The organism is Testudinibacter sp. P80/BLE/0925, from assembly GCF_053570785.1.
This window is the reverse complement of record NZ_CM131636.1, coordinates 2701315-2717065: the sequence shown is the minus strand read 5'-3', so window position 1 is coordinate 2717065 and position 15751 is coordinate 2701315. Positions and strand designations below refer to the sequence as shown.

The following is a 15751-nucleotide window of genomic DNA, read 5'->3' as shown; positions in this document are numbered from 1 at the left end:
AAATTGAACCGCGCTTTGCTGTGATGATTATCATCAAGCAAAGTGCGGTTTTTTTGCCTTATATCATGCTTACATTGCACCGATCCAATTCGGCAACGAAAGTGAAATCGCCGGAATATAGGTGATGGCGATGAGGAAGCCCAACATCAGTAATAACCATGGCGTTGCGGTTTTAATCACTTGCGGCAGGCTTAAACCGGTGATGGCGGAGGCGACAAACAGGTTTAACCCGACCGGCGGCGTGATCATGCCGATTTCCATATTCACCACCATGATAATCCCCAAGTGAATCGGATCAATGCCTAACTGCATTGCAATCGGGAACAGAATCGGCACCAAAATCAGGATAATCGCCGAGGGTTCCATAAATGCCCCGGCAATTAACAAGACGATATTCACCACGATCAGAAACTGCCACGGTTGCAGATCCATTTCCACCACAAGTGCGGTCAGTTGCTGCGGAATCTGCTCAGTCGTCAGCACGTGGGCGAACAACATCGCATTGGCGATGATGAACATCAGCATAATACTGAGTTTGCCGGCTTCCAACAGCACTTTCGGGCATTCTTTCAGTTTGATGTCTTTATACACAAACACCGCAACAAAGAAAGAATAGACCGCGGCGACGGCGGCGGCTTCGGTCGGCGTGAAAGCGCCGCTGTAAATACCGCCTAAAATAATCACCATTAAAATCAAGCCCCATAAGGCTTTGCGGGCGGAACTAAACCATTCTTTCACCGAGGCACGTGGTAATGCCGGCAGGTTTTTAACCCGTGCGACAATGTAGATCGCCACCATTAGTGCGCCGCCCAGTAACAACCCCGGAACAACCCCCGCCATAAACAAGCGACCGACCGAGCTTTCGGTTGCCGCGGCATAAACCACCATGACGATCGAGGGCGGGATTAAGATCCCTAATGTGCCGGCATTACAAATAATTCCGGTGCCAAACTCCATGGGATAACCGGAGCGTACCATGCCGGCAATCGCAATCGACCCGACCGCGGCAACGGTGGCGGGACTGGATCCGGAAAGCGCGGCAAACAGCATACACGCCAATACCGAAGCAATCGCCAAGCCGCCGCGGATATGTCCGACGGTGGCATTGGCAAAATCGATTAAACGGCGCGCCACGCCACCGGTGGTCATAAAAGCGCCCGCCAATAGGAAGAACGGAATCGCAAGCAGGGTGTAGTGTTCCGAGGTTTCGAACAGTTTGATTGCGACCGAGCTGATCGAATCCTGACTGAAAAAAATAATAATCAAGGAACCGGACAAGCCCAACGCCACTGCGACCGGAACGCCGATCAACATCAGGGCGAACAGGCAAATAAACAAAAAGATGACAGTCATAACGGCTCCTTAATGATTTTCTTCTTGTAATCTTATGGCGTCTTTGGCTTCATCCGCCAAGCCTAAATCACTCTGCTGACCTTTCAGCAAACGCACGAAAATTTCCGCGAAACGCATAAATACCATGCCGTAGCCGATAGGGATAATCAAGCCGATCTGCCAGAGCTGAATACCGAAATGCTGCAAATCTTCCGCCCCGATTTTTGCCTGAAACATTGCCGTGACCCATTCGATACTGGCATAGGCAATCATTGCGGCATAAATCAGACAGGCAAGACAAGCCAGCATGCTGATTTGACGCTGGATCGGCGCAGAGAATTTTTTCACCACCGCGTCAATGCCGATATGCCCGGCGGTGCGCACGCCATAGGAGGCGCCGAAAAAGATTAACATGGCAAAGAACAGCTTGGTTAAAGCAACGCTCCAAGTCATCTCTTGGGCGATATTAATGGAAAAATCCGCGATAGGCAGAAACAGCGATTCGAGCGACGGATAGGTATCTGCCAAATCATAGAACGGAGCATAGAGATTATTAAATAGTACATAGATAAAGGTCACAATCGTCATTAACGCCAGTGATAAGGCGATCATGATCTCTTCCATTTTTCCCCATAAGAATGCGAGCGACTTCATGGTAATTCCTTAAAACTTAACTCGAACAAGGTGCGGCTGGGAACCGCACTTTGTTCGGAATATTATTGTTTGTTGGAGGCTTCGGCAGCTTGGATTAGCTCGGCACTGATTGCGCCTTCAAATTTTTTCCAGACCGGACGCATTGCTTCACGCCATTGCGCTCTCTCTTCCGGCGTCAAGATGATAATCTCAGTGGTTTTGGCATCCAGGATTTTTTGTTTATCGGCTAAGTTGAATTCATGGGATTTTTTATTCACTTCATCACTGACTTGCTGCATGATTTCACTTAATCCGGCACGCAATTCAGGGTTTAAACCGTCCCAGAATTTGGTGTTGACGATCACCATATACGACAGCAAACCGTGGTTGGATTCGGTGATGTATTTTTGTACCTCATGGATTTTTTGCGAATAGATGTTGGAGTACGGATTCTCCGCGCCGTTCACCACGCCGGTTTGCAAACCTTGGTACATTTCGCTGAATGCCATTTTACGCGGTACGGCATTTAACTGTTTGAATTGGGCGTCCAACACTTCGGAGTTTTGCACCCGGAATTTCTGTCCGCGCGCATCACGCGGCACACGCAAGGCTTTATTTGCCGATAACTGTTTCAAGTCATTATTCCAATAACCTAAGCCGGTGATACCTTTATCGATCATGCTGTTCAACAGGCTTTTACCGGCTTCGCTTTTTTCAAAGCGTTCTACTGCGGTAATGTCGTCAAATAAGAATGGCAAATCAAAGACTTGAATTTGCGGCGCATATTTATCAAATTTTGCCAACGAAGGCGCAAGCATTTGTACATTGTTTAACAATAACGCTTCCATCTCTTTGCCGTCACCGTACAGCGAGGAGTTGGAATACACTTCGACTTTCACTTGACCCGGATATTTTTCTTCCGCTAATTTTTTAAAGAGCAGCGCACCTTGTCCTTTCGGGGTTTCATCGGCGACAACGTGTGAAAATTTGATGACCACCGGCTCGGCAGCAAAGGCATTGACTGAAGCAAGCAGTGCTAATGCACTGGCAGAAGACAGAATTTTGAACCAGGTATTCTTCAGTTTCATAGGGAGATCCTTTTGTTAGGGTGAAAAAGAGAGGGAGACTACAGCTGCTAAGATAGGGAATAACGATTTTTTAGTAAATCAGATTTTTATCAAATATTGATCTGGTTCACGAAAAATTAACATTTTTTTTACAGAAAATAAGATTTTTCCGCAAAGTAAATTGAAAATTTAGTGCTTTTATAGTCACTTTGGTTATTATAAAATATTTAAATTATTTAGCGTGTAAAGGAGTTGCTATGCGAAATTTCACAGAAATAGAAGAATCGATCAAACAATGTGCGCAATCCGAGCCGGATCTGCCGTTAGAAAAAGTGTTATTGTTGCGTTTGTTATTACACTCTACCAGCAGTTATTTGGAACACCGCAACCGTTTATTAAAACAATTTGATTTGAACGATACCTTGTTTATGGCATTGGTGGTGCTGTATACCCAACCGAATCATGCCATTCAACCGTCGAAGCTGAGTGATATTTTGGGATCCTCGCGCACCAATGCGACGCGAATCTCCGATGAATTGGTCGGAAGAAAGTGGATTGAGCGGGTGGTGAGCAGCAGTGATCGCCGTTGTTTTGAATTGAAGTTAACCGACTATGGCAAAGACTTTATCAAAGCGCGCTTGCCGCAGCAGTGGCAGAATATCCATGAAGTATTTCGCGGGATCTCGGTGGAGGAAATGCAGCAATTGTCTGCCATTTTGTATAAAATCGTGGCAAATGTGAACGGGAAGAAGTAATAAATTGGGCGTTTCGCCCAATTTAATTAAACGTTTAAGAATTGTTGCGTGGTTTCGGCGGCTTGCTGCAACAGCGCTTGCCGCTCGGTATCACTTATCAGATGAATATCGCCGAAAAGGCTATGCCGAATCTCGTTAATGCCGCAATAGTTAAACAAGCCGTCCACCAGCGTGTCTTGCAGCGATTGCGCAAAACCGCACTTTTGGTAATCCTGCACATTGCTGCCGATTAAAATAAATTGCTGTAACCTTTTGCCGGACAGTAATCCCTGCGAGACGCCGTTTTCCGTTTTATAGGCAAAGCCGTGGGTTAAGACCCGATCCAAATAACCTTTTAAAATCGCCGGAAACCCCATCCACCATAGCGGATAAATCAAGCTGATCAAACCGGCTTGTTGCCACAGTTGTTGTTCGTGGCGGATTTCTTCCGGAATAATGCCTTGGTAAGCGGCTTGCAGCTCGGCATAAGACAGGATCGGATTGAAATTCAGACGGTACAGATCGCGAATTTGCGGATCGTAACCGCACTTTTTGCCGGCATTCGCCACCGTATCGACCACGGCTTTGCTGAAACTGTGAAAATTGGGATGGGCATAAATAATCAGATGTTGCATATTGGCTTACTCCGACATTTTTTCGACGTTCAGGGTGATCCCGTTCACGGACTTGACTTTTACGACATCGCCCGTTTGAAGTTGTTCGCCTTTGATCCGCCAAGTGGTATCGCCAAAATGCGCGCGTCCGATATTATTTTGCTGGATTTCGGTAACAACTCCCCGCTGTCCCAACATCGCAATGCCGCGCTGGTTAAGTGCGGTATGCGGATCTTCTTGCTGATCCTTGCTATGCTGATAGCGCCACCAGATCACACTGGCAGCCACAGCCAATACTGCGAAAATAATCCAATCCCAAGCGAGGGGAATGGCGATAACCGCATTCAGAATTCCGACAACGAAAGCGGCAAGTCCCCACCATAACAGGAAAATTCCCGGAATAACGGCTTCGCCAATTAGCAACACAAAACCGAAAACCAGCCAATACCAGAACGCCCAAGTGTTAAACCATTCCATTTGCCACCTCGTTTGTTTGCATTACTTGGTTGTTTTTAATAATTCGCTAATGCCGGCAATCGAACCAATCAGATTGCCCGCTTCCAACGGCATAAGAACCACTTTGCTGTTGTCGGCTTGTCCGATTTGCTGTAAGGCTTCGGTGTATTTTTGCGCGATAAAATAGTTGATCGCTTTGGTGTCGCCATGGGCAATCGCCTCGGAAACCATTTGCGTGGCTTTGGCTTCCGCTTCCGCCGCCCGTTCGCGAGCTTCCGCTTGCAAGAAGGCTTCTTGCCGTTCCCCTTCCGCTTGCAGAATGCGCGATTGTTTTTCCCCTTCGGCACGCAAAATAGCCGCTTGGCGAATTCCTTCCGCTTCCAAAATATCGGCACGTTTATTCCGTTCGGCTTTCATCTGCGCGTTCATCGAATCGATCAACTCTTTCGGCGGGCGCACGTCACGGATTTCGATCCGCGTGACTTTTACGCCCCATGGATTGGTGGCTTCATCGACAATCGTCAAGAGGCGGCTGTTAATCGAATCGCGCTGAGACAGCATTTCGTCCAACTCCATCGAACCGAGCACGGTACGGATATTGGTCAGGGTTAAGTTGATAATCGCTTGTTCCAAATGGTTGACTTCATACGCCGCATTGCGTGCGTCGACCACCTGCACGAAGCAGACCGCATCAATCGATACGTTGGCGTTATCTTTGGATATCACTTCTTGTGACGGAATATCCAACACCTGTTCCATCATGTTGATTTTACGCCCGACGCGATCGATAAACGGCACGATAAAATTTAAGCCGGGGGTTAATGTGCGGGTGTAGCGCCCGAAACGTTCGATTGTCCAGTGATAGCCCTGCGGCACGGTTTTGAGTGCGGAGAGCAGGGTGAAAATAACAAACAGAACAAAAAACAGGGCGACAACCGGCAGACCGTCTAAAAATTCCATAATTTCAGCTCCTTGATTGAGTTAAACATTAAACATCCGTTTGATAATAAGCGTAACCGCTTGCGTTTGCAATAAATTCAAAAGTGCGGTTGATACATTGCGGTTGATCTTCAAGGTGGTGCGACACAAACAGTAACTGGGTTTGGCTGTTGTCGATCAATTGTTCGATAAAGGTCAGCACCAGGTGGCGATTGATTCCGTCCAGCCCCATTAACGGTTCGTCCAAAATTAAAATCGGCGGGTGTTTCACCAGCGCGCGTGCAATCAGCAACAGGCGCTGTTGCCCCCAAGACAGCGAGCGGAACGGCGCATTGGCAAACGGCTGCATTTTAATCCGTTCCAGCCATTGTAACGCATTCAGGCGCAGACTGTCAGGAATCTTTTGATAAATGCCGATAGAGTCGAAATAACCGGAGACGATCACGTCCAGCGCACTGCAATTGACCTGATGATCCAAGTGCAATTGGTTGCTGAGAAAGCCGATTTTCTGTTTAATGTCCCATACGGTTTCGCCGCTACCGCGCTGTTTGCCGAAAATTTTCACCGCATTGCAAAAGGCTTGCGGGTGATCGCCGCTGATTAAAGACAACAAGGTTGATTTGCCGCAACCGTTCGGGCCTTTAATCCACCAATTTTCGCCCGTTTTGACTTGCCAGTTCAAACCGTTAAGTATGGTTTTTTCGCCGTAACGGACAGTGACGTTTTGCAGATCAAACACATATTCCAAGTGAGCGGGGAGGGTTTGCGGCGCTTGGGCGGCGGCGGGAACCGGTTGGCAGACCGCACTTTCGGCATTGCGCAGCTGTTGAAACACCGGGCTGGCGAGCATTTTAACCGCACTTGCCTGCTGTAGCAGTTTGCATTGGTTCAACATCGCAATACTGTCTGCTTGCGGCGGAATATCATTCAGGCGGTTGATAATTAAAATCACCGTCATTTGTTGGCACAGATCGGCTAATAATTGCTGCCAGAAAGTTTGCGAAGCGTGATCCAAGCCTTCAAACGGTTCGTCTAAAATCAGCAAGTGCGGTTGGCTGATTAAGGCGCTTGCCAGCAACACTTTGCGTCCTTCGCCGGTGGAGAGCAATTTGAACGGGCGATCCAATAGGGCGGTGATGTGCAATTTTTCCGCCAATTCGATTAATCCATGCTTGTCTGGTTGCCCGGCTAAAATCACTTCTGCCGCCGTTCTGCCGTGGTAATCCGGATCGACGCAGTCGTTATTCAGATCGCGGTAGATTTGCTCAATTAATTGTTGCTGTTGCTCGAACGATAACAGGCTGACCCGTTCAAAGTGATTGTGGTATGTCCCCGAATAAGGCGAATTTTTCTGCGCCAAAAATTTTGCCAGAGTGCTTTTGCCGCTGCCGTTATGCCCGACGATCACCGCAAATTCATGGCATTTAAGCTGAAAATCATCAATTTTCAGGCGTAGTTTACTGGTGATTTTTATTTCGGCTTGCTGTAATTGAATGGCTGACATCGATTTTCTCTACGAAATTAAGCTAAATAAAAAAGCGAATCCGCGCTGAACGATGGATTCGCTTTTTCAGGATTAGATAAAACTAACCGTTTTTGCGTTGTTCCGCAAGATCGGCCGCAGCGGTAAACACCACGTCAGTGGAGGAGTTCAAGGCGGTTTCGACCGAATCTTGAATCACACCGATAATAAAGCCAACGCCGATCACCTGCACCGCAATGTCATTCGGAATCCCGAACAGGCTACACGCCAACGGAATCAGCAATAATGAACCGCCGGCAACCCCGGAAGCACCGCAGGCACACACGCTGGCAACCACGCTGAGTAACAGTGCGGTAGCAAAGCTCACTTGAATGCCAAGGGTGGCGACGGCGGCTAAGGTTAATACCGTCACCGTTACCGCAGCACCGGCCATATTGATGGTGGCGCCCAACGGAATTGAAACGGAATAGACTTCTTCGCTCAAATTTAAGCGTTTTGCCAAGTTCATATTCACCGGAATATTGGCGGCGGAGCTACGGGTGAAGAAGGCGGTCAAGCCGCTTTCACGCACAGCGGTCCAAATCAATGGATACGGATTGCGGCGGATTTTCCAGAAGACCAGAATCGGGTTGATAACAAAGGCAACAAACAGCATTGAACCGACCAGCACATAAATCAGGCGGGCATAGGCACCTAATTCTTCCAGTCCTTTATCTGCCATTGCCGCGGCAACTAAACCGAAAACCCCGAACGGTGCGAAAGCGATCACGACTTTCACAATCATGGTGACCGCTTCCGCCAATTCATGAATAATCCGTTTGGTGCTGTCGGAAGCATGGCGTAATGCGATACCTAAACCGATTGCCCATGCCAGAATGCCGATATAATTCGCATTAAACAAGGCTTGAATCGGGTTGTCGACAATGTTCATCAGTACGGTGATAATCACATCACTGACATTTTGCGGCGGGCTTAATTGGGCGTCACCGGTCACCAACGTCAATTGGGTCGGGAACAGAAAGCTGGCGATCACCGCGGTCAATGCTGCCAAGAAGGTGCCGGCGATATACAAAATAATGATTGATTTCATTGTGCTGCTATTGTGTTCCGCCTCGCTTGGTTTACGGTTGGCGATTGCGGACAGCACCAGAATAAACACCAGAATCGGCGCAATGGCACGCAAGCCACGCACAAACAAGGTTCCTAAGATGCTGACGCTTTCGGCAAGATTGAAGCCGAGGCTCGGCGCGAGGGGATGAGTGATTAAACCGACGATGATCCCGAGTACGAGACCAATCGCGATTTTGGTAATCAAACTGCCTTGAAACAAAAGTTTGGTTAAAAAGTGATTTGAGTTACTCATAGTTTTCTTCTTTTTATGGTGGATGGAATTGTCTTTTTACATCGTCTCTGATACGAGATCGAACCTAAGATTAGCGCAAAATTTTTAAGAATAAAACATAAAATTAAATAAAGTCGGGTTTTATTGGGATTATGTCGGTTTTTGTCCGCTTTTTTTAACGATTTGCTAAAGTATTGCGGCTGATAAGGCGGTGTTTTTGATCTTGTTTGGATTTTTTCAGTATCATCCTAAAAAAACACTTGATTACTGTTTTTATATACAGTATAAATCACTGTATATAAAAACAGTGCGCTTGCGGGCAGTACCAACTTAATCACCAATCAGTTAAATGCAGAGGTTCGGAAATGTATAACGCAATGAATAATCAAGCAAACTTGAGTAATGGAAGTTATTCCTACCAACCAATGCCGTTATACGATGATCATCGGCAAAATCAGTTCCACTTTGATCAGCAAAGTGCGGTTAAATACAAAATGGATTTGAATTTATACTGTATTAAAAAACCCAAACAAACTTTTTTTATGCGCGTGACGAACCCGAATTTGACCTCATGGGGAATCGGGCAAGGCGATATGTTGGTGATTGAGGAGCAATCGCCGATCGAGCCGGGTGATTTAGTGGTGATAGAACAAGACAACGGTTTTCAATTATATGAATTTTTTTCCGCGCAAGCAGAAGCGTTGATCTTTTTTTCCTTGGATTCGAAACATGCCAATTTATATGTCGCTTCGTTGCAGGAATTGGCAATACGCGGGGTGGTAACCAATACCATTCACCAATTTCGCGGACGTAAAGCGGCATAAGATAATTTTTTGATTCCGGCTCAAGTTGCCTTGCTATCTATGCTATAGTAAGCAAAAAGTAAATCCCGCAATATTGAGTTTGGAGTAGTATTCATGTCTTGGTTGACGCAAATCTGGTCATTTAATCCGCCGTTGTTTTTGGTATTACTGTTTTTATTGCTTGCCATCTGGCTGTTTATGACCAATAAATTGCGTATGGATGCCGTCGCCTTACTGTTGATGATTGCATTTAGCCTGAGCGGGATTTTAACCGTGCCGGAAATCTTGAGCGGTTTCAGCGACCCGAATGTGATTTTGATTGCCTTACTGTTTGTGGTCGGCGAGGGGTTGCTGCGTACCGGGGTGGCATATCAAGTCAGCGAAGGGTTGATCAAGGCGGCAAAAAACAACGAAGTCAAAATTTTAGTGTTATTAATGTTGGCGGTTGCCGGACTTGGCGCATTTATGAGTTCAACCGGTATTGTCGCAATTTTTATTCCGGTGGTGCTGGCAATCTGCTCGCAGATGAATATTTCGCCGAAACGCCTGATGATGCCGTTGAGTATTGCGGGTTTGATCAGCGGGATGATGACTTTAATCGCCACCCCGCCCAATTTGATTGCCAATGCCGAATTAGTGCGTGCCGGGCAAGCGCCACTGAGTTTTTTTTCTTTTACGCCGATCGGCTTAATGGTGTTGGTATTGGGGATTGGCTATATGTTGGTGGCGCGTCGTTTGTTGGATCGCGGTGATAGTGGCGATCATACCAAAGCCAACTATAACCGCACTTCGATGAATGATTTGATTATCAGTTATCAATTGCAAGGGCGTTCTAAACAGGCATTGATTATGCCGGGTTCCCCCTTGATCGGCAAAACCCTGGATGAGCTGCACCTGCATTCCAAATACAATATTTTAGTGGTGGCGGTCGAACGCTGGCGGCGGATTCGGCATATTGTGGTTACCGCTTCCGCGTTAACCGAGCTGAATGAAAAAGATATCCTGTTGCTTGATTTGGCAGACAACGGTTTGGATTGGCTGTCTTTTTGTGAGCAATACAAACTTAAACCGATGGCGGTGCGCGGTAACTATTTTAGTGAGAAGTCGAAATCGGTGGGAATGGCAGAAATTTCTCCGATTCCGGAGAGTGTCAACTTAGGCAAAACGATCCGGCAAATTGAATTTCAAAATAAATACGGGCTGATTGTTGCCGGCGTCAAGCGCGGCAATAAATTGATTACCAGTGATCTCGGTGATGTGGAGATTAGCACCGGGGATCAATATCTGGTGATTGGTGAATGGAAACAGATCAATGAATTGCGCGGCAGTAATCAGGATTTTTTTATGCTGAATTATCCGAGCGAGATTGATCGGGTTGCACCGGCACTAAGCCAAGCGCCCCATGCGATTTTATCAGTGCTTACCATGGTTATTTTGATGGTGACGGGCTTAGTTCCGAATGTGATTGCGGCGTTGATTGCGTGTTTGATGATGGCAAAATTTCGCTGTATTGACGCACAAAGTGCCTATAATTCAGTACATTGGCCAAGTCTGATTCTGATTGTCGGCATGATGCCGTTTGCAATTGCATTGGATAAAACCGGTGGAATTGGTTTGGCAGTCAACGGCTTGTTGAATTTGGTCGGCGAGTGGGGGATTCATGCGATTTTGGTCAGTTTGTTTATTTTATGCGCCTCAGTCGGTTTGTTTATTTCCAATACTGCGACGGCAATTTTAATGACGCCGATCGCCGTGGCATTGGCAAACGAATTGCAGACGTCACCGCTGCCGTTTGTGATTACAGTTGCCGTTGCGGCTTCGGCTGCCTTTATGACTCCGGTTTCATCGCCGGTCAATACCATGGTGTTAGGGCCGGGCGGTTATAAATTCTCAGACTTCCTCAAAATCGGTGTGCCGTTTACCATTATTGTGATGGTTGCGACGGTGTTGGTCGTACCGATTTTATTTGGTTAAAATTGTCCGTAATATTTTCATTTTGGCAAACAAAAACCCGATAACGCAATGTGTTATCGGGTTTGTTAGGCTTTTAATCAGTGAAAGTGCGGTTACATCATGCCGCCCATTCCACCCATGCCGCCCATGCCTGCGCCCATATCCGGGGTTTCAGGTTTTGGTAACTCGGTGATCATACACTCGGTGGTGATCATCAAGCCGGCGATAGATGCTGCGAATTGTAACGCAGAACGGGTCACTTTGGTCGGATCTAAAATTCCCATTTCAACCATGTCGCCATACACTTCGGTCGCGGCGTTGTAACCGTAGTTGCCTTCACCGTCTTTCACGTTGCGTGCCACCACTGAGGCTTCTTCGCCGGCGTTGGTCACGATTTGACGTAATGGCGCTTCCATCGCGCGCAATGCCAGTTTGATCCCGACATTTTGCTCTTCGTTATCACCGGTCAAGTTGGCTAATTTTGCCGCTACGCGCACCAATGCCACGCCGCCGCCGGCAACCACGCCTTCCTCGACTGCAGCACGGGTTGCGTGCAACGCATCTTCAACACGCGCTTTTTTCTCTTTCATTTCCACTTCCGTTGCCGCACCGACTTTGATTACCGCAACGCCGCCTGCCAGTTTGGCAACGCGCTCTTGCAGTTTTTCACGGTCGTAATCGGAAGAAGATTCTTCGATTTGCTGACGAATTTGTGCCACACGTCCGCTGATTTGCGCTTGATCACCGATTCCGTCGATAATGGTGGTGTTGTCTTTGGTGATCACTACACGTTTGGCTTGACCCAATTCTTCGATCGTGGCTTTTTCCAGTTCCATCCCGATCTCTTCGGAAATCACGGTACCGGCGGTTAACACGGCAATATCTTGCAACATCGCTTTACGACGGTCACCAAAGCCCGGCGCTTTCACCGCAGCCACTTTCACGATCCCGCGCATGGTGTTGACCACCAAGGTTGCCAACGCTTCGCCTTCCACGTCTTCGGCGACGATAAACAGCGGTTTGCCTGCTTTGGCAACGGCTTCTAATACCGGCAATAATTCGCGGATATTAGAGATTTTTTTATCAACCAATAAAATGTACGGATTTTCCAATTCGACACTGCCGGTTTCCGGTTTGTTGATGAAATACGGCGATAAGTAACCGCGATCGAATTGCATACCTTCAACTACGTTTAACTCGTCTTCCAAGCCGCTGCCGTCTTCAACGGTAATCACGCCTTCTTTACCGACTTTGTCCATTGCTTCGGCGATTAATTTACCCACGATAGTGTCGGAGTTGGCAGAGATTGTACCCACTTGTTCAATCGCTTTCGAATCGGCACAAGGGACAGACAGTTTTTTCAACTCATCAACCGCAGCGACCACGGCTTTGTCGATCCCGCGTTTCAGATCCATCGGGTTCATTCCGGCGGCAACCGCTTTCAGCCCTTCATTGACAATCGCTTGCGCCAATACGGTTGCGGTGGTGGTGCCGTCACCGGCGGCATCGTTGGCTTTAGAGGCAACTTCTTTCACCATTTGCGCACCCATATTTTCGAATTTATCTTCCAATTCGATTTCACGAGCGACCGATACGCCGTCTTTGGTGATGGTTGGTGCGCCGAAGGCTTTATCCAACACCACGTTACGGCCTTTCGGGCCTAACGTTACTTTTACTGCATCTGCCAATACGTTCACGCCCGCCAACATTTTTACGCGAGCGTCGTTACCAAATTTAACGTCTTTTGCTGCCATGTTATATTCCTTTTATTTAAATAGTAATATTAAAATCAATGTTTTATTCTACGATAGCTAAAATATCGTTTTCAGAGATAATCAACACTTCTTCACCGTCGATTTTTTCGCTTTTCACGCCGTAGCCTTCGTTAAAGATCACGGTGTCGCCGACTTTAACGTCTAACGGCTGTACAGTGCCGTTCTCCAAAATGCGACCTTTGCCCACCGCCAATACTTTAGCACGGGTGGATTTAGTGGCGGCGGAACCGGTCAGGACGATACCACCGGCCGAACGGGTTTCCACTTCTTCACGTTTGATAATCACACGGTCATGTAACGGACGAATATTCATCTTAATTTTCTCCTGGTTAGTTATAATGATAGATAAGTAAACGCACCGATAAAAACTAAAAATCAGTGCGGTAGTTGTGAAACCTTAATATGGGCGCGGTTTGAGAGTTTCAAGGGACAAAATAAAAAAATTACGGCAAGCGTTTGTCATCGTCGGCTTTTTTGTCATATTCCGCTTCAAAAATCGTCTCTTCAGCATGATGGCGTTGAGGTTGGCTTTGTCCGAAACCGCTGACAAACGTAAAGGAACGGATTTTTTTCGCTATGAGTTTTTCAAACAGCGTGGCGCTGAACGGCAGCAGTAGCAGAATTGCCACTAGGTCGCTCAGCAGTCCGGGAATAATAAACAGAATCCCGGCCAGCAGCCAAAGTGCGGTTTGCACCAAACTGTGAGTCGGCATTTCCCCTTGGCGCAATTGCTGCGACACACGGCTGAGCGTGTACCAACCGCGCAGACGGATTAATGCCAAACCGATCATTGACGAGACAATCAGCAACAGAATTAGCGGGAAAACCCCGATTGCACTGCCAATCGTGATCAACAGCGACAATTCCAGATAAACATAAATCCCGAAAATCGCTAGCAGAATTAACAATGGCATATTTTACCTCACTCAGCATTGAGCCTCAGTCATCGATCATATTGATTAGTATTGAGGCAAAAACCGCACTTTTCAAGCTTATCAAGAACTAAATTCGGATTAGAAAAACTAATCAATACAATCAATTTATATCCGATGATCAAAGTTTTTAAAGGAATAGAATAGTCCCCAGATAGTATTAAAACAGGATTCAAACTTAATTGAGCAACCCTATAAGCAGAGGAGAAAACAATATGACAGCGGTAAGAATGGAAAAAGATTTATTGGGTGAAAGAGCGGTGCCGGCAGAGGTTTATTGGGGCATTCACACCCTCAGAGCGGTGGAGAATTTTAAGATTTCCAATGCGGTGATTTCCGATATTCCGGAATTCGTACGCGGTATGGTGATGGTGAAAAAAGCGGCGGCAATGGCGAATGTCGAGCTGAAAGTGATCCCGAAAAAAATTGCCAATGCGATTATCGCCGCTTGTGATGAAGTGTTGGAGAAAGGGCGTTGTCTGGATCAATTCCCGTCCGATGTATTTCAGGGCGGCGCCGGCACGTCGGTGAATATGAACACCAATGAAGTGATTGCCAATTTGGCTTTAGAGTTGATGGGGCACCAAAAGGGCGAATATCAATATCTCGATCCAATGGATCACGTCAATGCCAGCCAATCGACCAATGATGCTTACCCGAGCGGCTTCCGCATTGCGGTTTATAACAGTTTGATGAAATTGGTTGAAAAGTTGCGTTACTTGAGAAAAGGATTCGAACAAAAAGCCGAAGAATTTTCCGGTGTTTTGAAAATGGGGCGCACCCAATTGCAAGACGCCGTGCCGATGAGTGTCGGTCAGGAATTCCAAGCCTTTGCGGTGTTGGTTGAAGAGGAAATCTTGAACGTCGCCCACGCCGCCAAATTGTTACTGGAAGTCAATTTGGGCGCGACTGCAATCGGTACCGGCGTCAATACGCCAAGCGGCTATTCGGCATTGGCAACCCGTTACCTGGCGGAAGTCAGCGGTTTGAATTGCACTTCCTCGAAAAACTTGATTGAGGCGACTTCCGACTGTGGCGCATATGTGATGGTGCACGGCGCACTGAAACGCACCGCCGTGAAATTATCCAAAGTATGCAATGACTTACGTTTGCTTTCATCCGGGCCGCGCGCCGGTTTGAATGAAATCAACCTGCCGGAATTGCAAGCCGGTTCATCGATTATGCCGGCAAAAGTCAACCCGGTGATTCCGGAAGTGGTCAACCAAGTTTGTTTCAAAGTGTTTGGTAATGATATGACCGTCACTTTCGCCGCGGAGGCCGGGCAGTTGCAACTTAACGTGATGGAGCCGGTCATCGGGCAAGCGATGTTCGAAACCATCTCCTTACTGACCAATGCCTGCGTCAATTTACGCGATAAATGTATTGACGGGATCACGGTCAATAAAGAAATTTGCGAAAGCTATGTATTTAATTCAATTGGGATTATTACTTATCTCAACCCGTTTATCGGTCACCATAACGGCGATCTGATCGGTAAGATTTGCGCCACCACCGGCAGAAGCGTGAAAGACGTGGTGCTGGAAAAAGGTTTGCTGACCGAAGCCGAATTGGACGATATTTTATCACCGGAAAACCTGATGAACCCGAAATACAAAGCGAAAGCGATTGAGGAATAGATTTTAAACGGTAGCAGAGAATCCCCTGACAGCAATATCAGGGGATTTTAG

The 15751-nt window shown here is 47.2% G+C and carries 15 protein-coding genes; 4 read left to right on the top strand and 11 right to left on the bottom strand.

Features of this window, described 5'->3' with window-relative positions:
* Positions 1 to 69: 69 nt before the first annotated feature.
* The 3 genes from dctM to ACWA5Z_RS13095 form a co-directional block, all read right to left on the bottom strand.
* A complete protein-coding gene (gene dctM / locus ACWA5Z_RS13105) occupies positions 70 to 1353 on the bottom strand; it encodes a C4-dicarboxylate TRAP transporter large permease protein DctM (RefSeq protein ID WP_431053078.1) in 1284 nt (427 codons plus the stop codon).
* A 9-nt stretch (positions 1354 to 1362) separates the two neighbouring features.
* Positions 1363 to 1986: a TRAP transporter small permease gene (locus tag ACWA5Z_RS13100; protein ID WP_431053076.1), complete on the bottom strand. Its 624-nt coding sequence runs from the start codon at positions 1984 to 1986 to the stop codon at positions 1363 to 1365.
* A gap of 62 nt (positions 1987 to 2048) precedes the next feature.
* Positions 2049 to 3053, bottom strand: a complete 1005-nt coding sequence (locus ACWA5Z_RS13095) for a TRAP transporter substrate-binding protein (RefSeq protein ID WP_449343188.1) — start codon at positions 3051 to 3053, stop codon at positions 2049 to 2051.
* A 236-nt stretch (positions 3054 to 3289) separates the two neighbouring features.
* On the opposite strand from ACWA5Z_RS13095, the gene mprA reads away from it, so the two are divergent.
* Complete coding sequence (gene mprA / locus ACWA5Z_RS13090; RefSeq protein WP_431053072.1) at positions 3290 to 3787, top strand: transcriptional repressor MprA; 498 nt, start codon at positions 3290 to 3292, stop codon at positions 3785 to 3787.
* Positions 3788 to 3813: 26 nt separating this feature from the next.
* On the opposite strand, the gene ACWA5Z_RS13085 is transcribed toward mprA, so the two are convergent.
* The 5 genes from ACWA5Z_RS13085 to sstT form a co-directional block, all read right to left on the bottom strand.
* Positions 3814 to 4401: an NAD(P)H-dependent oxidoreductase gene (locus ACWA5Z_RS13085; RefSeq protein ID WP_431053070.1), complete on the bottom strand. Its 588-nt coding sequence runs from the start codon at positions 4399 to 4401 to the stop codon at positions 3814 to 3816.
* A 6-nt stretch (positions 4402 to 4407) separates the two neighbouring features.
* A complete protein-coding gene (locus tag ACWA5Z_RS13080) occupies positions 4408 to 4857 on the bottom strand; it encodes an NfeD family protein (RefSeq protein ID WP_431053068.1) in 450 nt (149 codons plus the stop codon).
* A 21-nt stretch (positions 4858 to 4878) separates the two neighbouring features.
* Positions 4879 to 5796, bottom strand: coding sequence for an SPFH domain-containing protein (locus tag ACWA5Z_RS13075; protein ID WP_431053066.1), 918 nt, complete (start codon positions 5794 to 5796; stop codon positions 4879 to 4881).
* A gap of 28 nt (positions 5797 to 5824) precedes the next feature.
* The gene (gene modF / locus ACWA5Z_RS13070; RefSeq protein ID WP_431053064.1) at positions 5825 to 7279 is read right to left on the bottom strand and encodes a molybdate ABC transporter ATP-binding protein ModF; all 1455 of its coding nucleotides are present in this window, start codon (positions 7277 to 7279) and stop codon (positions 5825 to 5827) included.
* 82 nt (positions 7280 to 7361) lie between these two features.
* Positions 7362 to 8621 carry a serine/threonine transporter SstT gene (gene sstT, locus ACWA5Z_RS13065; protein ID WP_431053062.1) on the bottom strand — a complete coding sequence of 420 codons (1260 nt, stop codon included), beginning with the start codon at positions 8619 to 8621 and terminating at the stop codon, positions 7362 to 7364.
* 344 nt (positions 8622 to 8965) lie between these two features.
* On the opposite strand from sstT, the gene ACWA5Z_RS13060 reads away from it, so the two are divergent.
* Both ACWA5Z_RS13060 and ACWA5Z_RS13055 read left to right on the top strand, forming a co-directional pair.
* Positions 8966 to 9424, top strand: a complete 459-nt coding sequence (locus tag ACWA5Z_RS13060; protein WP_431053060.1) for a LexA family protein — start codon at positions 8966 to 8968, stop codon at positions 9422 to 9424.
* 93 nt (positions 9425 to 9517) lie between these two features.
* The gene (locus ACWA5Z_RS13055) at positions 9518 to 11377 is read left to right on the top strand and encodes an SLC13 family permease (RefSeq protein WP_431053058.1); all 1860 of its coding nucleotides are present in this window, start codon (positions 9518 to 9520) and stop codon (positions 11375 to 11377) included.
* 92 nt (positions 11378 to 11469) lie between these two features.
* Here ACWA5Z_RS13055 and groL read toward each other — a convergent pair whose 3' ends face one another.
* From groL to ACWA5Z_RS13040, 3 genes are all read right to left on the bottom strand, one after another.
* Positions 11470 to 13110 carry a chaperonin GroEL gene (gene groL, locus ACWA5Z_RS13050; RefSeq protein WP_431053056.1) on the bottom strand — a complete coding sequence of 547 codons (1641 nt, stop codon included), beginning with the start codon at positions 13108 to 13110 and terminating at the stop codon, positions 11470 to 11472.
* Positions 13111 to 13153: 43 nt separating this feature from the next.
* Positions 13154 to 13444 (bottom strand): co-chaperone GroES, encoded by a 291-nt coding sequence (locus ACWA5Z_RS13045; RefSeq protein WP_431053054.1) that lies wholly within the window; start codon positions 13442 to 13444, stop codon positions 13154 to 13156.
* A 130-nt stretch (positions 13445 to 13574) separates the two neighbouring features.
* On the bottom strand, positions 13575 to 14045 hold the full coding sequence (locus ACWA5Z_RS13040) for an FxsA family protein (protein WP_431053052.1): 471 nt from the start codon (positions 14043 to 14045) through the stop codon (positions 13575 to 13577).
* Between the two features lie 233 nt (positions 14046 to 14278).
* Here ACWA5Z_RS13040 and aspA point away from each other — a divergent pair, with 233 nt between their 5' ends.
* Entirely contained in the window at positions 14279 to 15700 is a 1422-nt protein-coding gene (gene aspA, locus ACWA5Z_RS13035) for an aspartate ammonia-lyase (protein WP_431053050.1), read from the top strand.
* Positions 15701 to 15751 lie beyond the last annotated feature (51 nt).